At 42.0% G+C, this 20,516-nt stretch carries 17 protein-coding genes and 3 tRNA genes; 12 read left to right on the top strand and 8 right to left on the bottom strand.

Features of this window, described 5'->3' with window-relative positions; genetic code table 11:
• Nucleotides 1-44: 44 nt before the first annotated feature.
• The 3 genes from flaI (at nucleotide 45) to PLL47_RS00210 (ending at nucleotide 4,437) form a co-directional block, all read left to right on the top strand.
• On the top strand, nucleotides 45-1,883 hold the full coding sequence (gene flaI, locus PLL47_RS00220; protein ID WP_324443465.1) for an archaellum flagellar ATPase motor FlaI: 1,839 nt from the start codon (nucleotides 45-47) through the stop codon (nucleotides 1,881-1,883).
• Nucleotides 1,880-3,442: an archaellar assembly protein ArlJ/FlaJ gene (gene arlJ / locus PLL47_RS00215; protein WP_324443463.1), complete on the top strand. Its 1,563-nt coding sequence runs from the start codon at nucleotides 1,880-1,882 to the stop codon at nucleotides 3,440-3,442. Before flaI ends, arlJ begins: the two co-directional genes overlap by 4 nt.
• A 119-nt stretch (nucleotides 3,443-3,561) precedes the next feature.
• Nucleotides 3,562-4,437 carry a hypothetical protein gene (locus PLL47_RS00210; protein ID WP_324443461.1) on the top strand — a complete coding sequence of 292 codons (876 nt, stop codon included), beginning with the start codon at nucleotides 3,562-3,564 and terminating at the stop codon, nucleotides 4,435-4,437.
• 108 nt (nucleotides 4,438-4,545) lie between these two features.
• Here PLL47_RS00210 and PLL47_RS00205 read toward each other — a convergent pair whose 3' ends face one another.
• Together PLL47_RS00205 and hacA are read right to left on the bottom strand one after the other, a co-directional pair.
• On the bottom strand, nucleotides 4,546-4,737 hold the full coding sequence (locus tag PLL47_RS00205) for a DUF8180 domain-containing protein (RefSeq protein WP_324443459.1): 192 nt from the start codon (nucleotides 4,735-4,737) through the stop codon (nucleotides 4,546-4,548).
• A gap of 192 nt (nucleotides 4,738-4,929) precedes the next feature.
• Nucleotides 4,930-6,162 carry a homoaconitase large subunit gene (gene hacA / locus PLL47_RS00200; RefSeq protein ID WP_324443704.1) on the bottom strand — a complete coding sequence of 411 codons (1,233 nt, stop codon included), beginning with the start codon at nucleotides 6,160-6,162 and terminating at the stop codon, nucleotides 4,930-4,932.
• Nucleotides 6,163-7,003: 841 nt separating this feature from the next.
• On the opposite strand from hacA, the gene PLL47_RS00195 reads away from it, so the two are divergent.
• Nucleotides 7,004-7,423, top strand: a complete 420-nt coding sequence (locus PLL47_RS00195; protein ID WP_324443457.1) for a pyridoxamine 5'-phosphate oxidase family protein — start codon at nucleotides 7,004-7,006, stop codon at nucleotides 7,421-7,423.
• 97 nt (nucleotides 7,424-7,520) lie between these two features.
• On the opposite strand, the gene hdrB is transcribed toward PLL47_RS00195, so the two are convergent.
• The 3 genes from hdrB to hdrA are packed head-to-tail and all read right to left on the bottom strand — an operon-like array spanning nucleotide 7,521 to nucleotide 11,546.
• A complete protein-coding gene (hdrB, locus tag PLL47_RS00190; protein WP_324443455.1) occupies nucleotides 7,521-8,465 on the bottom strand; it encodes a ferredoxin:CoB-CoM heterodisulfide reductase subunit HdrB in 945 nt (314 codons plus the stop codon).
• The gene (gene hdrC / locus PLL47_RS00185; protein WP_324443453.1) at nucleotides 8,419-9,132 is read right to left on the bottom strand and encodes a ferredoxin:CoB-CoM heterodisulfide reductase subunit HdrC; all 714 of its coding nucleotides are present in this window, start codon (nucleotides 9,130-9,132) and stop codon (nucleotides 8,419-8,421) included. The genes hdrB and hdrC overlap by 47 nt, the downstream gene beginning before the upstream one ends.
• Nucleotides 9,129-11,546, bottom strand: coding sequence for a ferredoxin:CoB-CoM heterodisulfide reductase subunit HdrA (gene hdrA / locus PLL47_RS00180; RefSeq protein WP_324443451.1), 2,418 nt, complete (start codon nucleotides 11,544-11,546; stop codon nucleotides 9,129-9,131). The genes hdrC and hdrA overlap by 4 nt, the downstream gene beginning before the upstream one ends.
• Before the next feature lie 623 nt (nucleotides 11,547-12,169).
• On the opposite strand from hdrA, the gene mreA (PLL47_RS00175) reads away from it, so the two are divergent.
• Entirely contained in the window at nucleotides 12,170-12,571 is a 402-nt protein-coding gene (gene mreA / locus PLL47_RS00175; protein ID WP_324443449.1) for an MreA family transcriptional regulator, read from the top strand.
• A gap of 868 nt (nucleotides 12,572-13,439) precedes the next feature.
• A complete protein-coding gene (gene mreA / locus PLL47_RS00170; protein ID WP_324443447.1) occupies nucleotides 13,440-13,853 on the top strand; it encodes an MreA family transcriptional regulator in 414 nt (137 codons plus the stop codon).
• Between the two features lie 338 nt (nucleotides 13,854-14,191).
• Here mreA (PLL47_RS00170) and PLL47_RS00165 read toward each other — a convergent pair.
• Both PLL47_RS00165 and PLL47_RS00160 read right to left on the bottom strand, forming a co-directional pair.
• Nucleotides 14,192-14,265: transfer RNA gene (locus PLL47_RS00165), tRNA-Ile, on the bottom strand.
• Between the two features lie 59 nt (nucleotides 14,266-14,324).
• Nucleotides 14,325-14,401 (bottom strand) — tRNA-Ile (locus PLL47_RS00160).
• A gap of 225 nt (nucleotides 14,402-14,626) precedes the next feature.
• On the opposite strand from PLL47_RS00160, the gene PLL47_RS00155 reads away from it, so the two are divergent.
• A tRNA-Ala gene (locus tag PLL47_RS00155) sits at nucleotides 14,627-14,698 on the top strand.
• Nucleotides 14,699-14,971: 273 nt separating this feature from the next.
• On the opposite strand, the gene PLL47_RS00150 is transcribed toward PLL47_RS00155, so the two are convergent.
• Entirely contained in the window at nucleotides 14,972-17,056 is a 2,085-nt protein-coding gene (locus PLL47_RS00150; RefSeq protein WP_324443445.1) for a PGF-pre-PGF domain-containing protein, read from the bottom strand.
• A 448-nt stretch (nucleotides 17,057-17,504) separates the two neighbouring features.
• Here PLL47_RS00150 and PLL47_RS00145 point away from each other — a divergent pair, with 448 nt between their 5' ends.
• From PLL47_RS00145 to PLL47_RS00125, 5 genes are all read left to right on the top strand, one after another.
• Nucleotides 17,505-18,155 (top strand): SdpI family protein, encoded by a 651-nt coding sequence (locus PLL47_RS00145; protein WP_324443443.1) that lies wholly within the window; start codon nucleotides 17,505-17,507, stop codon nucleotides 18,153-18,155.
• A 175-nt stretch (nucleotides 18,156-18,330) separates the two neighbouring features.
• The gene (locus PLL47_RS00140) at nucleotides 18,331-18,813 is read left to right on the top strand and encodes an FKBP-type peptidyl-prolyl cis-trans isomerase (RefSeq protein ID WP_324443441.1); all 483 of its coding nucleotides are present in this window, start codon (nucleotides 18,331-18,333) and stop codon (nucleotides 18,811-18,813) included.
• A gap of 4 nt (nucleotides 18,814-18,817) precedes the next feature.
• Complete coding sequence (locus PLL47_RS00135; protein WP_324443439.1) at nucleotides 18,818-19,372, top strand: FKBP-type peptidyl-prolyl cis-trans isomerase; 555 nt, start codon at nucleotides 18,818-18,820, stop codon at nucleotides 19,370-19,372.
• Nucleotides 19,373-19,424: 52 nt separating this feature from the next.
• Nucleotides 19,425-19,985 (top strand): FKBP-type peptidyl-prolyl cis-trans isomerase, encoded by a 561-nt coding sequence (locus PLL47_RS00130; RefSeq protein ID WP_324443437.1) that lies wholly within the window; start codon nucleotides 19,425-19,427, stop codon nucleotides 19,983-19,985.
• 97 nt (nucleotides 19,986-20,082) lie between these two features.
• Nucleotides 20,083-20,481 (top strand): OB-fold nucleic acid binding domain-containing protein, encoded by a 399-nt coding sequence (locus PLL47_RS00125; protein ID WP_324443435.1) that lies wholly within the window; start codon nucleotides 20,083-20,085, stop codon nucleotides 20,479-20,481.
• Nucleotides 20,482-20,516 lie beyond the last annotated feature (35 nt).

Genomic DNA, 20,516 nt, shown 5'->3' with positions numbered 1-20,516 from the left:
CGGAGAGATGGCGACCGGAGAAGAAACCCGAATGAGGAATTCAGATGGAAGCTCTGCCTTTTAACCCGTTGCCTGCACCGGAGAATGGAGGGCGTTCCAGAAACGAGGTATACGCAAGCCTTTCTCCGGAAATGCAGGAGTTCGTTGGCAGGGAAGAGAACCAGCATATCCTTGATTATATCTGCAGACTTCCAGCTGAAGAGATAGGGCTTCCGGAATTCTATCCAAGAATTTCGAGGTCCATGAAAGGAATTAAACACCCCAACCTGATTTATCCCGCAGGAAAAGGGCTTGCTGTTCACATATATCCGGACAGGGAAGACATAAGGAACTATTACATCCCCATAGAGCCCTGCCTTTTCCAGAACCTGAACAGCACACTGGAGGCGGTGGAAAAGTTACTCATCGACGTGATACACGACCAGGACATCAGCACAAATGACCCTGAAGAAAAAAAGAAGCTCCTTGTAAAAGCCCTTGAAAAAACCTGCGATGTAAGAGAGGATTTTAAGGAAAATGTCGGGACATCGGAAGGGAAACTGAGGAGAAAGAAAAAAGATGCAGATCAGAGAAAAAGCCGGGAAAAAGACTCCCAGAAAGGAGAGAGTAAGAGAGGAAAGTCAGGAATTCTTGAAAATCTGAAGGGAGTCTTGGGTGCAGGAAAACTGAAGAAAATTCCCTTAACTCCCCAGGAATTCAATGCAATAAAATACCTGATGGTCAGGGACAAGGTAGGAATGGGAATGCTCGAACCTTTACTGCTTGACTCAAACATAGAAGATATAAGCTGCAGCGGGCTTGGCAGGATCTTTGTTGAGCATAAGGTATTTTCGTCTCTCAAAACAACAATCTCATTTGAAGAAATCGAAGAACTCAATTCTTTTGTTATACAGATGTCCGAAAAAGTAGGGAAGCCGATTACCTACAGGGACCCTATTGTCGATACCGCTCTGCCGGACGGTTCAAGAATTAATATCGTATTCGGGGAAGATGTGTCCAAAAGAGGAAGCAATTTTACCATCAGGAAATTCATGGGGGTTCCGATTTCAATCCTCGAACTTATCGAATTCGGGACAATTGACTATACAATGGCTGCATACATGTGGATGATGCTCAGGGCAGGCATGAACTGTTTCGTTTCAGGGGAAACCGCATCAGGAAAGACCACAATGATGAATGCAGTAACCACTTTCCTTCCGCCAGAGTCCAAAATAGTTTCCATTGAAGATACTCCTGAGCTGCAGGTCCCTCATAAGAACTGGACCCGGGAGGTTACAAGGACTACAAGAGATGACAGCGGGTCTGATGTTTCTATGTTTGACCTTTTAAAAGCCGCCCTGCGGCAGCGCCCCAATGAGATAATGATAGGTGAAATCAGGGGGGTAGAAGGAAGTATCGCTTTTCAGGCAATGCAGACAGGGCACCCTGTAATGTCAACATTCCACGCAGCCTCGGTTGAAAAACTGATTCAGAGGCTTACAGGAGACCCCATAAATGTGCCCAAAAATTACGTGGATAACCTGAACGTGGTTATTATCCAGAGTGCGGTAAACGTTCCAGGAAAAGGGCTTGGAAGAAGGGTTCTGAGCATAAACGAAATCGTGGGTTATGATGCTGTGAATCAGGCCTTTAATTTTATGGATATTTTCAAATGGGACCCTGCCACGGATACATTCAAATTCACAGGAAAAAACAACTCTTACCTTCTGGAACATAAAATTGCCCCCCGCATGGGAATTCCCGAAAACCAGGTGAGAAAGATATATTCCGAGCTTGACAGAAGGGCAAAAATCCTGAGAAAAATCCACCAGGCAAATATTACGAATTTCTATGACCTGTTTAATACCCTGATCCAGCTTGAGGAAGCGGGGTTAACATCATGAATTATGCAGAAACGGCTCCTTACTTAAAAATAAATGCTGCAAAACATGGAGTTGAAGGGTATTTTAGCCTTGCCCGAAAACTGAAGAGCACAAAAGTTGTTGAAAGGGTTAATGATGATATGCTCTTCCTTCTGACTTATATGGCAGCTATTGCAACTGCAGATATCGAAAGGGACAGGATATTCGATTATGCAGGGCGCCAGAAAGAGTATGAGGCTTCGAAATATTTCAGGCAAATACATATTCTTGCCTCAAAGTGGGGGTATGAGTATGCAAAGGCCTGCAAGTACATTTCACAGAGGTTAAAGGACGTTTATCTTTCAAAGCTGTTTGGAAGGATGGCAAATATACTTTCTTCCGGAGAACCCGAGAAGAACTTCCTTAAACAGGAGAAAATCACAAGGGAAGAGATCTATTCCAACGCATACGAAAGAAGCATAGAATCCCTGAAAAAATGGACTGATGGATACACTGCCCTGATGGTGTCGGTAACTCTCGTTGTTACCATAATCCTTGTTTCGGTCATGATCTATAATATAGAGAACATAGAAACCATTACATCCCTGATTATATTGCTGACTCTCTTCATCTGCGGGCTTGCCCTTTATATAATATATAAGGCAGCTCCTGCCGAAAAAAAGTTGCATTCCCTCAGCCGCAAATCAAAGGAACAGGAACAGATAAAGCTGCTGAGCCGGATTTTGCTTCCTCTCGGTGTGGTTTCTCTTACTGCTCTGATTTTTCTCGGGACCGGGAAAGAATTTATCCTGCTTGGAGTATCTTTCTTTACGCTTCCGATAGGAGCCCTGGCTCTGGCTGATGACAGAAAAATCAATGAAAGGGACAGCAGTTTCCCGGCTTTTATAAAGACTCTTGGAACCCTTGCCGGCACTACGGGAATCACTATAAGGAGTGCTATGGAAAACCTTGATCGGGAAACCATAGGCTGTCTCAAACCCGAAGTTGAAGAACTTCACAAAGGCCTTTCTATGGGGTTTAATTCCAGGCTTTGCTGGGAGAAGTTTATAGGTGAAACAGGCTCAGAACTGATCAACAGGTCCTCAAGGATCTTTACAGATGCCGTAGAGCTGGGAGGCGACCCCGCAGAAATAGGGAACATAGTTTCGTCTTCAAGCCTTGCAATCGTTCTTCTAAGGATGAAAAGGCAGCTTGTAAGTTCAGGCTTCAAGGGGCTTGCCATAACCCTGCATGCTGTTATGGTCGGACTTTTAATTTTTGTAATAGAGATAATTTCGAAATTCAGCGGGCTCGTTTCAAAGATGAGCGAGGCTTACATGTCCACAGAAGGGAGTATGAGCGGGATGTCTGGAATGGGTATGAGCATGTTTAATGTGGCTGAAAGCGTGCCCATGCTCTACAAATTTACATTTTCCGTGATAATTATTCTGACAATTTCAAATACACTCGTAGTGAAAATTGTAGAAGGAGGAGGAAATTTCAAACTTTTATTCTATGGGGGGCTGATGTCCGGGATTTCAGGGCTCTGCATGATACTTATCCCTCCGGTCGTATCCAGGGTATTTACATTCCAGATATGAAAGGAGTTTCAGGCTAAAAATAAAAAAGTGCCTGAAAAAGAAATTGCAAGAGGATTAAAAAAGGAGGCAGAAGAGGATTCTGAAACCGGAATAAATCAGTATTAGCGGGAGGTAAAGGAATGGAAAGTTTAAAAAATATAAGTATAGACGGGTTAAGAGAACTGAAAGAAAACGGGTTGAAGTGCCTGAAGATTAGCGGCTTAAAGAATTTAATAATTAAGCCAGAAGAATCCAGAACAGAATGCATAAGCGATGAAGAGCTTGAGAACCTGGCACAAAAAAGAGAAGAGATTAAAAAGGAAATAAAAAAACTGAATCAGGAGAAAAAAGGAATTGAAACCCGCATTCATCTGATCCGGAAAACAGGAAAAGAGAAGTGTGAGGAAATATCAGATTTTCCCTGGAGAGAAGAAATTTTCCCTCCGCTTCCAAGAAAAACATACGTAAAAATACCTGAAAGTCTTGCAGTTAAAGAAAATTCTCTGCATGCAGAAGATTCCGGATTGCTGGAGATAAAACAAAGCGGAATGAAAATAAAAGAAGTAAACGAAAAACTTGAAGACACAACACCTGAAGAAAAAATATCAGAATATGTAGCCTCCACGGCTGTCCAGACTCTGACAGCAAATAATTCGGAAGGAGCAGACTCAAAAAACGAAACAGGAGAAAAGGATGGAGAGAAGACTTTTCCGGAGAAAGAAGAAAAAACAAAAGCTGTATATCCGTTCTCAGCTGGAAAACTAAATGAAAACAGGATTCCTAACAGGGATTCCGGCAGCAACCCTATTGAAAAGATAAAAAGTGAAAGTAAAAACAGCACTGCAGCAAGTCTTCTTGGAGAAAATTTGATTGAAGAGCTGTTGAGCAGTGATGACCTGATCCCTGAAGAGGAACAGAGTTTCGTTAAATATCTTCAGGAACCGGAAATTGGGGAGCTGATTAACGAGCTAAAAGACATAAGGTCTCTCCTTGCCCGAGAAAAACGTGCAGCTTAAATGCTGGATAAAGAGACAAAAGAAACAAAAAAGAAGTAAAGAGAAAACGTGACGGGAAAAGACCGGCACTATAATTGAGAGCTTGTTGTGAAAATTTAGCCATTAAAGTTATTTGTGCTCATGGAGATGGAAAAGCCCTTCCCTTGCTTTGTTAAGGAGATCATTTGCTTCCTCAACCTTGCTGGCTGCCTCAAGGATATCTTCGGAGGCTTCGAGAAAACCATCTTTTTTGGCTTTCTGGGCCCATTCTCTGAAACTCTGTATGTGGCTTTCGTTATGTTCGATCCAGTGTTCAATCAAATGGGAAAGGTTATCGTGACTAAGTTCTTCGGTAATTGTTATTCCCTCCTGCTTATGAGTATGGAATTCATGGTATAAATTTTAGCTGGATTTAAGACGAATTTTCACACTGTTATTACGGAAAAGGAAAAGAGAAATTTAAAGAAAAACCGGTATTAGAAAATTTTAGAGGGCAGCCATAATGACTGCCGTTTAAACTGTTCTCGGGTCGGTGATTTCACCTTTCAGTGCAGAGGCTGCTGCGGTTGCAGGAGATGCGAGATAAATGAAGCCGTCTTTTCCCATCCTGCCTTTGAAATTCCTGTTTGCAGTTGAAACACATACCTCGCCTTCCCCGAGTACTCCCTGATGAGCACCGAGACATGGACCGCAGCCTGGAGTTGCAAGGGTCACACCTGCTTTCAGCAGGGTCTGCATTGTCCCGTTCTCTATGGCTGCAAGGAGGGTTGTGCGGGATGCAGGAATTACAATTGTCCTTACTGCAACCTTTTTCCCTTTCAGGACTGATGCTGCGACTTCAAGGTCTTCAAGCCTTCCGTTGGTGCATGTGCCTATAAAGACCTGGTCTACATGAGTGCCTTCAACCTCTCCTACAGGTTTTACATTATCAACCTGGTGAGGGCAGGCGACCTGAGGTTCAATATCTCCGGCATCATAGCTGAACTCTTCCAGATAAGCTGCATCAGAGTCCGCATATACAGGTTTGTAGGGGGCAGCTGCCCTGTTTTTCAGGAAATCAAAGGTCTTTTCGTCAGGAGGGACGATCCCGGTCTTTGCTCCCATCTCAATTGCCATATTGCAGAGCGTCATCCTGCCGGCAACCGAAAGTTCACTGATAGCCTGACCGTAAAACTCAACTGCTTTATAGGTTGCACCGGCAATCCCTGTTTTTCCTATCAGATAAAGGGTAAGGTCTTTTGCATAGACTCCTTTCTCAAGGCTGCCTTCAACCGTCATCCTGATGCTTTCTGGTACCTTAAACCAGAGCTTTCCCGTAGCAAAGATTTCAGCCATGTCGGTTGCCCCTACCCCTGTTGCAAAAGCCCCGAAAGCCCCGTATGTGCAGGAATGCGAATCAGCCCCGACAACCAGCTTTCCGGGAAGAGCAAAGCCGTTTTCCGGAAGCACCTGGTGACAGATCCCTTCCCCTACCTCATAGAAGTTGGGTATGCCCTGCTCCTGCACCCATTCCCTGATCTCCTTCTGCAGGGTAGCTGAAGTTTCGGTATTTGCAGGAGCTATGTGGTCAAAAGGAATCACAATCCTGGAAGGGTCCCAGACCTTTTCCATCTCCATTTCCTTAAAAGCATTTACTGTAAGTACTGATGTGCCGTCGTGAGCCATTGCGTAGTCCACATCTGCAAGCACAAAGTCATTAGCTTTTGCCTCTTTTCCTGCTGCCCGGGAAAAGATTTTTTCACTGATTGTTCCCAAAAGTAAGCCTCCTTTCCTATAATCAAATGGATAATTGCAATAATCAATAGATATGGTAAGAATTCAGGTTTCAGAACTCACTATAACAAAATATATTTTATGCCTAATGTTATTATAATTAACAGTCGCAGGTGAATTACCTCCGAAGCTGAGAAAAGACTCAGGTGGATAAGCATACAAAGGACTGAAAGATAAAAAGCTATCTCGTCGGTTTTAAAAAGTACAGGACCAGGGACTCGCAGAGTTTGATCAAAAGTACTGAATTTATGAATCCAGAGTTTACCCTTGTGGATATCTTTTTAACCGTTGATTGAAAATATACAATTGGGGACAGGTTACGATCCAGTTTACTTGCCAGCAGAGCTGCAGCTCTGATGCTTTTTGTTTTTTACTCTCTCAAAGTATGTTTTGAAATCATACTTGATCCTGCAACCGTAATAGGACTCATTAATCTACCGAAAAATGATGGAATTTAATGAATAATATACGATTTTGATCCCGGATATGTGATTCTGAGAAGTATTCAACTAAACATTGGAAAGTGAAAGGCAGGATTCAAGACAGCAGGTTGTCAGGGAGAATAAACACGAGAAATTTACTCTTAATTGTTCTCTGTCAGATATTTTTCCTTCATCTCATTTCTATCCTGCTGAAACACCTGACATACTGTAAGGCAATGGAGTAAAAAGTTATAAGCATACTCACGACTCATATTTATCGCAGCTTAATATCTAATAAAGCTCTTTTCCAAGCAGTAATATATGACCAGGCGGTCTTCTCATTCATTAATAAGGGAAAGAGCAACAAAATAGTTTATGAGAGGAGGTTTAATATGACGTCAAAATTAATGGACTACTTTAATAAGCAGCCTAGAATTGGGGTTCTCAGCACATCGACTAAAGACGGAAAGGTAGATTCAGCTGTTTTCGGCTCTCCCCATATGATCGATGAAAATACTGTTGTAATCGCAACAGGTAAGAACAGGACATTCTCAAACCTTCAGGAAAACCCTTACGCGATGTTCCTCATAATGGAGCCGGGAGCGGAGATTATGGACTGGAAAGGAATCAGGGTTTATCTGAAGAAGAAGGAATCTGCAACTTCCGGAGAGATGCTTGATATGATCAAAAGCCAGATCGCAAAAATAGCCGGCGAAGAGGCGGCAAAGATGATATACGCAACTGTCACCTTCGAGATTATTGAGCTGAGACCTCTCGTTGATATGGGACAGGGCTGGGAGAAATCTATCTGAGTATTTAGAAGTTATGGGAACCAAAATAAGGTCAAAAGAAAATCAGAGTAAAAGACCAAAAGAAAAAAAGACCGGCTCAAATATAGAGCGGGGTTTTTTAGATTACGCCGGTCTTTTCAAGAAAACCTTCCAGAGGCACGGAGTGAGTCTGGAAACCGCATACTTTGTAGGGGTCTGCGCCCATTGAAAGGGCTACGAACTGGGCAATATTCATGTGAACCATATCGTATTTTACCCCGAACTCTTTTTCAATTACAGGCTGGTAGCGATCATACTGGATATGGCAGTTCGGGCACATATGAATCATCAGTTCCACTCCAGCTCTCTGAAGGCTGTCAAGTTTGGTTTTGGTTACCTGGAGGGAAGTATTCTTGTTAAGGTGAAGCTGGGAAAACCCCATTCCGCAGGTAAGAGTGCGGTCTTCGTACCAGCGGAGAGGAGATGCTCCGCAGGCTGCGGCTATCGTGTCGATCAGCTGGGGATTTTCCGGGCTTCCCACAACATCCAGGTACTTGACTTTGTAATAATGGCAGGCGTGATGAGCTGCAGTTTTTACACCTGAGAAATCGAATTTTTTCTCTTCCTGAATCTTTCCTACTTTGCTCAGGATAATCTCAACTGCATGATAGAAGTTTGTTCTCGGGTCCATATCGCCCTTTTCGTAAATGAGGTCATCAAAGCCCTTTTCTTTAAAGATTGAGTTGACCTTATCCCTGACTTCAGCATTATTATTAAGAAGCTCGCAGGCTTCCTTGTTTATAGCATAGCAGGTTGAACAGAGGCAGGTGATATTCGGATACCCGCACCTTCTGGCGACAGCAAAGTTCCGGGCTGCAATTGCCGTTGTTGTGAGACCTTCGAAGATATCAGTATAGTGTCCTATCCCTGTACAGCAGGACTGCTCATCGTTTATGCAGTAATCTACCCCCAGCCTATCGAAAACATACCGGGTGGCAGTTTCCACTCCAGGGTATTCCTGCCCGACCATGCAGCTCTTAAACAATAAGAGCTTCCTGTCCGGTATACTTTCTATCGCTTTCAAATCTGAAGTCTCCGTTCTTTTTTTCGTTATCACTATAGTAGTTTGTATTCAGGAACCCATTGATTTTTTTTTCCTGTATCTTTTCTTTAATCCATTTTTCCCTGTCAAAGTATCCTGTGCTCTCAAGAATAGCCTGGACCTCTCCATGGGTATCCCTTACATCCCTGGAGCTGAGCCCGAGCTCGGAACGTATTACTTCCAGATTTCTTTTAATCCCGATCCAGCGCTCTCCAAGATCTCTTTCCATATTCTTTATACCGGCGACCGGGACCTTGCTTGCTCCGTTTTCTGCAAGGTATTCTCCGATTTCAAGGAAATAAGCTAGCTTTTCAACGCCAATTCCTTCGTTAATAGCCATCTGCCGCAGTACCTGCACAATCGTTACAGGGCTGTTGTTCCTCGGACAGCGTACATTGCAGGAATAGCAGTAGAAGCAGGACCAGATCATTTCTGATTCAAGCACACTGCGGTCATTTTCCAGCACTTTTTTTACGATTTGCCTCGGGCTGTAATCCGTAAACCGTGCTGCAGGGCAGGAAGCTGTGCAGGCTCCGCACTGGATACAGCGGTCAAGTCCCAGAGATTCAGGGGTTCTGATACTCTTTTTTGCTGTCTCTGCAAGAGTTTTACAATCAGGAGTATCGTATTCGTTTACATAAGGGATCATTTTATCATCTCTCCTTCCCGGGCAAGGCTGGTAAAAGTTCCTGCAAGCCCTTTAATGTTCGGAACATACGCTTTTTTGAAATGGATTCTGTTTCCTGAATCTCCAAGTTCCTCTTTGAGTTTTTCGAAATGCCTGACAGTAAGAGGATAAAGAGCTTCAGCTCGAGGGCTGTCAGGCGGGTCTTCAACAAAGAGGACAGAAGATGCCCCATGCCTGAACGCATGAAGCACCAGGTCTCTGTCAACTACCAGACAGGTAGGAACCCTTATCAGTTTAACATTTGAAGGATATGTAAGTACACTGTTACCAATATTGTCGCAGGTAAGAGAAGCTATTCCGCTGTTCACAAAGCCGAGCATATCCCCCTCTTCAAGTACACCCTCGATCTCGGCCTTTAACTGAGATCTGGTAAAACCTGCAACCTGGATAGCCCCTTCTTTACAGAGCCTGATACAGTATCCGCAACCCGTGCACATAAGCGGGTCAAGAACAACTCTGCCGCTATTGTTTACGGAAAGGGCATCGAATGGACATTTAAGGCATTCTCCGCACCGTGTACAGAGCAACCGGTTTATGGTTGCAATTTCATTATCCAGCGTTTTCGGGCTGTCCGTAATGAAAGCCCTTGCCCTTACAGCTGCAAGTCCTGCCTGGGCGATTGTATCAGTAACATCTTTAGGGCTCTGGGCAGTGCCGCAGACAAAGATTCCGTCAAGGGAACTGTCTACAGGTTTCAGCTTGGAGTGCTTTTCCTTAATAAACCCGCTTTCGTCCTGGCTCAGGTTCAGTACACTGGCAATTTTCTTTGTACCAGGAGACGGTACCATAGCTGCGGAAAGTACTACCATGTCAGCAGGAAGTTCCCTTATTTTCTGGTTAAGGGTGTCTTCGACCCTTACAACAAGACTCTTATCCGGCTTTTCAATGACTTCAGCAGGTCTTCCCCTCACAAAGTTGACCCCAGCTTCCTGAACTGCGCGGTAGTAGTTTTCGTAAAAGCCAAAAGCCCTCACATCAATATAGCAGATCGTGATGTCCGTTTCCGGATATCTTTTCTTGATAAGGCTTGCATGCTTAAGTGCTGCCATACAGCAGTACCTTGAACAATAGCGGTTTCCGCCTTCCTTTTCGTCCCTTGAACCAACACACTGAATCATGACTATCCTTTTTGGCGTTTCAGCTTCAGATGCATCATCAGACGAACTTTCGCACCTTGAATCACAGGTTGCAGGAGCTGGATCACTGGAAGCTTTGCTGAAATCCGAGACCCTGAGAAGTTCTCCTTTTGTAGGGCCATTGATGCCCAGGACTCTTGCAAGTTCCATCTGGGTCATCACGTTTTCAAAAATCCCATATCCATACTGAGGTTTCTGGGATACATCATACTCCTCAAAACCTGTGGCTACAACAACTGCCCCCACATTAAGCTCGATAATTTCTTCCTTCTGGGAGAAATCGATTGCTCCGTTTTTGCAGGCAGCTTCACATTTTCCGCAGGCTTCCCCATGTAGCTGCAGGCAGTGATCGGGATCTATACAGTAAATTTTTGGAACTGACTGGGAGAAGCGAAGAGAAATTGCCTTTCTGTCCATGTAACCACAGTTAAATTCGTCTTCAACCAGGATAGGACAGGCACGGCTGCACCTTCCACATGCTGTACAGTTATCTTTTACGTATCTCGGTTTCTTATTTAACCTGACTGTGAAGTTTCCTGCGCTTCCGCTAAGCTTTTCTACTTCAGTCCAGGTAAAAAGCGTAATTTTCGGGTGGGCTGCAACCTCGTTCATCAGAGGACTGAGCGAGCACATTGCACACTCTTCCGCAAGTTTATCAGGAGAAAAGATCTTCCCGATTTTAGCCATCTGCCCACCTATGCTTGAATCCTTTTCTACAAGGAAAGTGGAAATTCCATTATCTGCAAGGTTCAATGCAGCTGTAATTCCTGCAATCCCCCCGCCGATAACAAGAGCCTGTTGAGCGATGTCCACTTTTATATCTTCCAGCGGCTCGGCATTTTCCAGGCGTTTCAGCTTGGCTTTAAGAAGTGAAATGGCTTTTTCAGTAGCTCCTGCTCTGTCAGGATGCACCCAGGCACACTGTTCCCTCAGGTTAGCAATCTCAAGTCCGGCCCTGTTCAGTCCGGCTTCCTGTACGCACTTTTTGAAAAGAGTGCCATGCTTGGAAGGAGTGCACGAACCTATTACTACCCTATCCAGTTGTTTTTCCAGAATTTTACTCTTAATCAGAGCCTGCCCCTGGCTTGAGCACATATACTCATAATCGTAAACCGAGATCCCTTCTGCCTTAAGGGTCTTTTTCACAGTATCTATATCAACGTGTTCGGAAATGTTCCCGCTGCAATGGCAGATAAATACAGCAGCTTTGTTCAATCCTTCAGTCGTCCCGTCAGTCATTATACTAAATCTTTAAGGGATTTGTATTTAAGACTTGCCAGAAAAGAGGTAAAAAATAGCCTAAATGAGATATTTTTAAAAAAGTGGCTGCCTTTTTGAGACAAAATTAGAAGGAGAAGCAGAAAGAAAACGCCTGCCAATTGCAGTTAGATACTGGCTATCGACATGGAATTGAATCAAGAATTAATAAATGTGATATAATTGTTTTAATCCTATATATACCTGAATGAAGACTGTAGAAAAATAAAATATATTCCAACTATTACTTACCTGTGAATGCATGAGCTCATAAAATAAATTAGTGTCTACTATTGTCAGAAAGTTTTTATAGGCATATAATTATATATAGGGAGAGAGTATTATTAAAAATAACTGAGATGCCAATTTATCAGGCATTTCCGCAGGTTTTGAACAAATAGAAATATATTAAGCAAAAGAACAAAAAAAATCAAAAACAGTCATTTGAATCCGCAATTTAAGTTTAATTGACCGTTTTGAAATGTTTAATAAATATAGATTATTAAAGCTATTCGTTTAAAAAATATATTTCTATTATCTGATGATACTGGATAAAATATAATACCGGAAGCAGAACTTGAAGTGACTACCGGTATAAACGGCAGATGATAGTTGTGGCAGATAATGGGCTAACATCAGAAGACAACGATTTTAAGATGGGAGAAGTAGAGTTCGAAATGGTCGAGCTTTTAAGGAGACTCAATATAAACAGACCTGTCGCCTTAACCCTTGCATGTCTCTCAAAAGGAGAAGAGATCTCTTCCCAGTGCATAGAGATGGTATCAGGCTTGAGACAGCCGGAAGTCAGCATTGCAATGCGCTATCTTCGCGAAAACGACTGGGTAGATATGAGGGAAGAAAAGAAGAACCACGGAAAAGGCAGACCTGTAAAACTCTACAGACTGACAGTCCAGATGGAAACTATTATTAACACTATAGAAGAAAACGTCATTGCTGAGAGCAAGACAATTCTCCAGAACATAGAACGCCTGAAGAATCTCTCCTGAAAAAATCAGCTAAAAAGACTGGATTAAAGAAGCTCTTCTTCTACAATCACAATGTAAAATATTCCCAGATTAAAAGCCTGATCATATAAAATGGGAATACCCCCCAAACCTTAGCAATGAAAATTAAAGCTTTCTTATTACCTTTTTACCTTTCCTTTTTTAGATCAGTGCAGGTTTGAGGCTCCAAACGTTTTCTGTCAATTATTCAAGCATCCAGAACCCAATAGTGCAGCAAGTGGTTTCAGAACCCATTAAATATATTCAGAGAATTGCACTCCCGCACCTGAACAATGTCTGGACCTGAACCGGAATTTCAGAAGGATTTTGTTTTTGTTTATCTTAGGGCACTATTACTTATTTTTTATTCATATAAATTCAGAATCTAAAAATTCTTAGTACCTCCATCTTCAGAATAAGATCTCATGAATTTTTTTCAGTAACTCACTTAGAGATAAAAACATTGAAGCTTTAATTTTTGTTCAATAAAATGCATTAAAAAGCATTTATTTGAAGAAATAAAGATAAAAAATGATTTTATGGAGATTTGAGATATTTATGAATCCCATTAGAGATTAAAAAGTCATTATATGGCCTAAAGATAACAATTTTATACATAAAGAGTATTATATGAACTGAAATTATTTTAATGAGATGCAAGTCAGGGCACTTACAATAGTTTGTTATAAAGACTGCCTCGAGAAGGTCAACCAGGAGAAAATTAAACAAAACATGGCCAGTAAATGGAGAAAAGTTAATGTCAACCACATAAACATTGTAAAATATAATTATAAATAAACATATATTAAAAATAAAACATAAGTAAATATTTATATTAATTCACTCTATAATGGTTCTTCGGGTGATTTAAATGGTAGATGAAAGTGGTTTAGCTATAGAAACTACTGACATAACAAATGAGACTCCTATAACAATGGGGTCAAGCGAATATGAAATGATAGAATTGTTTAGAAAAATTAATGTCAGCAGGCCAATTGCTCTTACCCTTGCATGCCTTGCAAAAGGAAGGGAAATCTCTTCCCAGAGCATTGAAATGGTATCTGGCCTGAGACAGCCGGAAGTCAGTGTTGCAATGCGGTACCTCCGCGAAAACAACTGGATTGACATCCGGGAAGAAAAGAAATCTAAAGGTAAGGGCAGACCGATCAAACTGTACAGGCTAACAGTCCCTATGGACCGCATTGTCAGCAAGATCGAAGAAGAAATCATAGCCGAAAGCAGACTTGTGCTGAGCAACATAGAACGCCTGAAGCACATTGCCTGAAATTTATGATAGGGAATGGAATGGTCTGAGTCAGGTGCAATCTCCAACACTGCAAATTGCGTCGAGCTCTACTATCTGAAAGCCATTCTGTCTTAAGGGGATTACCCCTACCCTCAATTTTTTCCCTGCGAGTATCTTTTTTACCGGTACTTTTTCTGTTGCAATCTTTTTCTTTCCCCGATTTTGAGTTTCGTGAGATCACTCCCGAATGTTATTTCACGAACTGAAATGAACTCAAGCCGACAGAAAGCTGAAAAAAAACCAGCAGGTGAGACCCTCTAAAGAACAGGAAATGGTACAGAAATAAGGAACGAATTTATCAGAACACAAAAAATATATGGGCCCGCTGCGATTCGAACGCAGGACCTCACGGTTATCAGCCGTGCGCTCCACCAGGCTAAGCTACGGGCCCGAAATGAATGGAAATAGGGTTCAAAAACATAAATTCTCTGAAAAGAGATCGTTGAATTGTGGTGGGCCCGCTGCGATTCGAACGCAGGACCTCACGGTTATCAGCCGTGCGCTCCACCAGGCTAAGCTACGGGCCCAGATGTCAGTTTATTTCGAATTATCAGAGTTGAAAGGCTTTTTCAGGGAAAGCATCCCAATCCGACAACACTTCTAATACTCGATTTACTACTTATAACTTTTGCTCGAATATTCGGGATTTCCAATATCCTGAAATTTATTTACAGGAAGCTGAGCCCCTATAGCGACAGTTTTATATACGATATCGAGTGTATGAGGAATGCTGACAAAGCAAAACGTAACATGGGCCGGTAGATCAGGGGAAGATCGCTACCTTGGCATGGTAGAGGCCTCGGGTTCAATTCCCGACCGGTCCATATAAAAATATTTAATATCCCTGAATTTCTTTTTTCTAAACTTCTCTTTTCTAAACTTCTCTTATATCGAATCAAAGTTTTTAAGGAATTTTATTCAGGGATTATTTTGCATATGAGCCATCTCAAATTAAATATTTGTTTTAGAATTCCGGTTTTGTGGGAACCAATTCGGGACTGAAAAAAGATCCTCTTGCTGGCAATGATGGCTAACATTCCCTCAAAAAAGTGTGTAAAATGAAACGCAGTAAAACGTTTCATTTTAATTTTTGCCCATCATTTTGGCAGCTTTATATAAATCAGGATACAAATCAGGGATAATAAGATCATACCCAGAACACCATATTCTAAAGAAATATCGGAGGATTTTGTTTTATCATCCCCTTCATTATCCAGCCCTATGTTCAATCCTGCAGTTTCATTCCCTTCTCCCTGCAGAGACCGTGTTTCCAGCCCGCCATCCTCTTCGGAAATATTTCCGGCAGCACCTTTTTTATTACCTGTTATAGCAAAAGAGGAGAAACCCGGAACATCAGCTATAAAGTACAGGAACTTATTATCTTCCCCTGAAGGGGTGACTTCCAGTTTCGCCCATTTTTTGTCGCTGTACCTGTTAAGGGCAATAGAATCCGGGTTAATGTTATTATCCAGAACCCAGGATTTTTCAACTTTGAAACAGATAAGAGGATTTTCTATGTTTTTTGAGGTTGCATATCCGCTGTTTCCAACCCAGACATTAAAAGACTTGTAAACCTCACCTTCAGGCAGTTCGGAAACAAGTGCAGACTTATTTTTTAACTGCTCAACAATGGTTGTGGTCTTTCCTGCGTTTTTAATCGCATTGAAGCTCACATACACGACACAGGTTGCATTTTTTGCGAAATCAAATTTTACAGCCTTGCCGTTTGTGATAAACACCTGGGAAAGTTCCTTTACTTCAACGTTTTTTGCAGGTTCAGGAGATCCGCCTCCTCCGCCACCACCGCTGCTGCTTCCTCCACTGCTTCCCCCGGAACGGCCCTCTTCCAGTACATTTATTGTAGCGGTTTTTGAAGCTGTGCCGTTTGCATTTATCGCTGTCAGAGTGGCGGTGTAAGTTCCTGCGGCAGTATACACATAAACAAAACTTGCATCCTTTGAGTCCTCTATTCCATCACTGTTAACGTCCCAGCTCCTCGAGGTCGTATTTTGCGAAAGGTCTGTAAACGTTACTGAAAGAGGAGGATAGCCGCTGGAAGTATTCGTACTGAAGTCTGCAGCAGGAAGGACAGCAATTTCTTTTTCCAGCACAGTTATCACAGCAGTTTTCCAATCCGTACCATTTGCATTGCTTACTGTCAGGTTAACCGTATAGCTCCCTGCTGAGGAATAAGAATGAGTTACATTCTGCCCTGTTAAAGTGCTATTATCTCCAAAGTCCCAGGACCATGAAACAGGTGACCCTGTACTTGTGTCAGTAAACTGAACAGAAAGTGGAGCATTCCCACGGGTTGTATTTGCCTTAAAATTTGCTTCAGGGGGTTCAGGAGCAGGCTCGGTTCTGGGAGTTACCAGGGGCAGGTAGTCAATTGCCTTATCATTGATCTTATATGCTTCCTCTGCAATCCCATCACCATTAGTGTCAACGTGAGTCTGAGAGAAGCCATCTCCTGCAGGAGATTCCCAGAAGTTGCCTCCTGTGTAAGGACCCCCTATAATGTTTTTACCTGCAGCTTTTGTGGTGTTTAAGTAAACGCTTCCATCTTCCCCCAGCTCCAGATTTATATTGTTGCTAAAATAGTTGTTATATACCGAAGCAGAGTCTTCAAATATGGTAATACCGACACCACAGTTTTTGAACGTATTGCCGGTAATAACGTGACCACCGCCACCTGAATAAAGAGATACTCCTTTATTGCAGTCCTGGAACGTGTTTCCGGTTATTTTGTTATTAATACTGTCAAAAGTTGATACACCTTCAGGGCTCCCCGAAAAGAGGTTATTCATTATGGTCTGGTTTCCCTGCCCATAGTTTGTGCCAATACCGATACCACAGCCATTGAACTTATTATTCCTTATTGTACTTGACCCACCACCACCACCAAAACTCACCCCCTTTGTGATTGTCAGCCCTTCAATACGCGATTGACTGATGACATTGAAACCGCCAACCGAAGGATATCCAGAAGCCCCTTTTATTGATACCGATTTATCCACAGAAATAGTTTCTTCAGGATAAGTCCCGGGATTTACTATTATCGTATCCCCGTCAACAGCGTCCTTTAACGCATCCTGGATTGTCGTATAGTTTCCTGCCCCGCTGCCATCAACGTAAAGTGTTGCAGCTGCCGCACTGCCAGCAATAACCTGAAATACAAACATCAGTGTAAATAAAATGGACAATTCTCTTTTCATTTTCCACACAAGAAAAACCCCTTCAAACTTTGTAGCATCCGAACATTAACAGTTGCCTCAAACCCTATTTCGTACTTTACAGGATGCATAGCATTGTTACGATACCTGATTTAAAGGTAAAATATCTTGAACAATACTTCTCGATTTTTAAGAGTAGTTTATTTAACGAAATCGGAATAAGATATATAATTAACTAAATTATCCTGCATTTAACAAAAAGTTGCAGTTTTTGCATGTTTTCAATAAGAAATAAGCTGGATTCTTTCACAACATTTACATAATTTAGAGACAGATCATTTTAAACTGGTTTAGTCCCTTTTTCAAAACATCAGAGGTAAAAGAACCAGTCCGTGAGCATTGCACCATATTTAAGCACTCCACATTTTTAAATATTTGAAAAATCTAAACAACTTACATGCGGAAAGTAACAGCAGCTATAACAGGACTGGTTCTCCTTTCTTTCATTCTTTCAATTTATTTTTACCCGCAGGTACCTGAACAGATGGCAACTCACTGGAACTCTCAGGGAGAAGTAGACGGCTATATGTCAAAGCTCTGGGGGCTTTTTTTCATGCCTCTGGTAATTACAGGCCTTGTAATTATGTTTCTGGCAATTCCGAAAATTGACCCAAGGAAAGAAAATATAGCGAAATTCAAGAAATATTATGACGGATTTATAGTAATACTGGTTCTATTCATGGTCGCTGTCCATCTCCAGACAGTTCTCTGGAACATAGGAATCAGGATCAATCCCAATGCCATGCTCCCGTTAGGGATAGGGCTTCTGTTTTATTATATGGGGATTCTTACGGAAAATGCAGAGAGGAACTGGTTCATCGGCATAAGGACACCATGGACTCTCAGCAGCGAAAAAGTATGGAAAAGGACTAACCGGCTTGGAGGGAAACTTTTCAGGATAGCAGGAATAGCGGCAGTCTTCGGGGCTTTTTTCCCTGAATTTGCAATATACTTTATTCTTGTGCCCGTAATCGCCGTATCCGGATTCAGTGTAATCTATTCCTATATAGAATATCAAAAAGAGATTAAAGAAAATAAGCAGGACTGAAAGAAAATATAGAGAGAAAACTAACAGAAATTGAAATCCTGAACCAAACCCTAAAAAGTAAGATTTGAAGATTCCTGCAATTTTTATTTGCAGGGGCTCTCTTTTAACCGATTTTCAGTGCCTTTTTAATCAGTACGTTTATTTAACATGCTATCGTTTTGTCGTACTGATTGTTATGACCGAGGATATAATAAATAATTCAGATAAAAAAGTCGAAAAAGGAGATTCAGTATCCGTTCATTATGTGGGCAAACTGGAGGACGGCACAGTATTCGATACATCGGAAAAAGAAGTGGCCGTGGAGGCAGGGACCTATAACGAAATGAGAGATTACGAACCTCTGAAATTCACAGTGGGAGCCGGACAGATGATTAAAGGTTTTGATGAGGGTGTGGTCGGAATGAAAGTGGGAGAAGAAAAAACCATAAAAATCCCTCCAGAAGATGCATACGGGGAATACATGGAAGAGTATGCAAGGGAACTTCCACGTGATGCTGTCGATTTTATTCCGGAAGTGGGAATGCAGCTGGCAACGGAAACAGGGCTCAGGGGCACTATCACAGAAGTAAGCGAGGAAAGTTTTGTCGTGGATTTCAACCATTCACTTGCAGGCAAGACTCTTATATTCAAAGTAAAAGTCGTTTCAGTGGAGGCGTAAATAAATGAAGGTCGGGAGGAATGCAATTTATTTCCTGACAGTACTTCTTCTGGGAAGCATTATCCTGGGAAGCGGATGCACGGATAATGGGAGTGGAGAAAGCAGAGCTGTAAAATCGGGAGATACAGTTCAGGTAGACTACATAGGAAAGTTCGAAAACGGCACCGTTTTTGACACTTCGATAAAAGAAGCAGCACAGGAAGCAGGCATATATAACGAACAGAGAGAATACGTCCCCCTGAACATCACGGTTGGTTCCGGCCAGGTAATCGAAGGGTTTGACGAAGGATTGGTGGGAATGAAGGAAGGTGAAGAGAAAAACCTGACCATTCCTCCCGAAAAAGCTTATGGGGAATACAATGAAAGCTGGATTCAGTCTATCCCTCTTGAGGATCTGAACATGTCAGAGAAACCTGAAGTAGGACAGGTTTACAGCAACATGTATGGAAGCCGATTCAAAGTCATCGCTGTAAATGATACACATGTTACTTTAGACCCTAACCATGAACTTGCTGGCAAGACTCTTGTTTTCTATATAAAGATCGTATCAATCAAATGAAGCTGAATAAATTGAACCGGTTTAAAATCCGGTTCATATTTCTTTAAAAAAGATGCATCTTTCTGACGGCTGGCAAAAGATCCAGAACTTCCGGAAATATAGAGAAAAGAAAACAATAGGAGAAGAGAGAATGGAAAACTCTCGCACTGTGAAAAAGGGAGATTATATCCTTATTGACTATACTGTAAAATTTGAGGACGGAACTGTATTTGACACCACTGTAAAAGAAAAAGCTATTGAAGCTGGAATATACGATGAAGAAAAAAAATACAGGCCTTTCTTTTTCAGGACAGATGCCCGCCAGGTGATAAAAGGCATCGATGCAGGAGTTCTCGGAATGCGGGAAGGGGAAGAAAAAACCCTCAAAATCAAACCTGAAGACGCTTATGGAGAATATAAAGACTATCTTGTTCAGAAAATTCCTCTTTTAAGGCTTGAACTGAAGGAAGCTCCAGAAATAGGAAAAATAATCATAACACCGGGAGGAAGTATAGTTAAAGTGCTTGATTCCACCGAAACTTACGCGATCCTTGACTTCAACCATGAGCTTGCAGGCAAAACTCTGATCCTTGAAATAAAACTCGTCTCCATAGTGAACAGGCCTGAAACGTAAACTGATCTGAAATGTAGCTGACCCTGAAATAGGTTTATCTTCTTAAAAATTAATAATGAGTTTATTTCAGGATATACAGATTGGACAGTGGTAAAAGATGGAAAAGGAAGAGAAAGTTGTGGTAGTGCTGCTCATCATGGCATTGTCCTCTCTTTCGACAGCATACTTATTTTTCGGGTCCGAACTTGCAGGAGCCGGACAAAAATCAGAAGGAAAAGCTCTTCAGTACACCCATGAATCCGAAGTTGGGAAAAAAGTAACTCTTGATGCTGAAGTATTAAGTAAGCGTTTTACTTATACAGGAGATCACCTGCTTTTAGAGGTAGACTTCGACTCAGAAGTCCTGAGCGTATTTATCCCCAGGACAGCCGGGGCTGAAGCACTGAACAGCTCAATCAATGAAGGGGATTTCATAAGCATAACGGGTACTATCTCTGAATATAAGGGGAAAAAAGAGATAAGGGTGGAAAGAAAAGAAGATATTACCCTGAATTAAGATATGACCTGAGCACTGAAGATCTGAATCTGAAA

This window comes from Methanosarcina sp., assembly GCF_035390745.1.
Taxonomy (GTDB): Archaea; Halobacteriota; Methanosarcinia; order Methanosarcinales; family Methanosarcinaceae; genus Methanosarcina.
Note: the sequence above shows the minus strand (reverse complement) of the source record. Positions and strands in the feature narration are given on the sequence as shown.

Coding starts and splice junctions, on each gene's coding strand:
- flaI (WP_324443465.1), top strand. CDS start 45: ATGGAAGCTCTGCCTTTTAACCCGTTGCCTGCACCGGAGAATGGAGGG.
- arlJ (WP_324443463.1), top strand. CDS start 1,880: ATGAATTATGCAGAAACGGCTCCTTACTTAAAAATAAATGCTGCAAAA.
- PLL47_RS00210 (WP_324443461.1), top strand. CDS start 3,562: ATGGAAAGTTTAAAAAATATAAGTATAGACGGGTTAAGAGAACTGAAA.
- PLL47_RS00195 (WP_324443457.1), top strand. CDS start 7,004: ATGACGTCAAAATTAATGGACTACTTTAATAAGCAGCCTAGAATTGGG.
- hdrC (WP_324443453.1), bottom strand. CDS start 9,132: ATGATCCCTTATGTAAACGAATACGATACTCCTGATTGTAAAACTCTT.
- hdrA (WP_324443451.1), bottom strand. CDS start 11,546: ATGACTGACGGGACGACTGAAGGATTGAACAAAGCTGCTGTATTTATC.
- mreA (WP_324443449.1), top strand. CDS start 12,170: ATGATAGTTGTGGCAGATAATGGGCTAACATCAGAAGACAACGATTTT.
- mreA (WP_324443447.1), top strand. CDS start 13,440: ATGGTAGATGAAAGTGGTTTAGCTATAGAAACTACTGACATAACAAAT.
- PLL47_RS00150 (WP_324443445.1), bottom strand. CDS start 17,056: ATGTTTGTATTTCAGGTTATTGCTGGCAGTGCGGCAGCTGCAACACTT.
- PLL47_RS00145 (WP_324443443.1), top strand. CDS start 17,505: ATGCGGAAAGTAACAGCAGCTATAACAGGACTGGTTCTCCTTTCTTTC.
- PLL47_RS00140 (WP_324443441.1), top strand. CDS start 18,331: ATGACCGAGGATATAATAAATAATTCAGATAAAAAAGTCGAAAAAGGA.
- PLL47_RS00135 (WP_324443439.1), top strand. CDS start 18,818: ATGAAGGTCGGGAGGAATGCAATTTATTTCCTGACAGTACTTCTTCTG.
- PLL47_RS00130 (WP_324443437.1), top strand. CDS start 19,425: ATGCATCTTTCTGACGGCTGGCAAAAGATCCAGAACTTCCGGAAATAT.
- PLL47_RS00125 (WP_324443435.1), top strand. CDS start 20,083: ATGGAAAAGGAAGAGAAAGTTGTGGTAGTGCTGCTCATCATGGCATTG.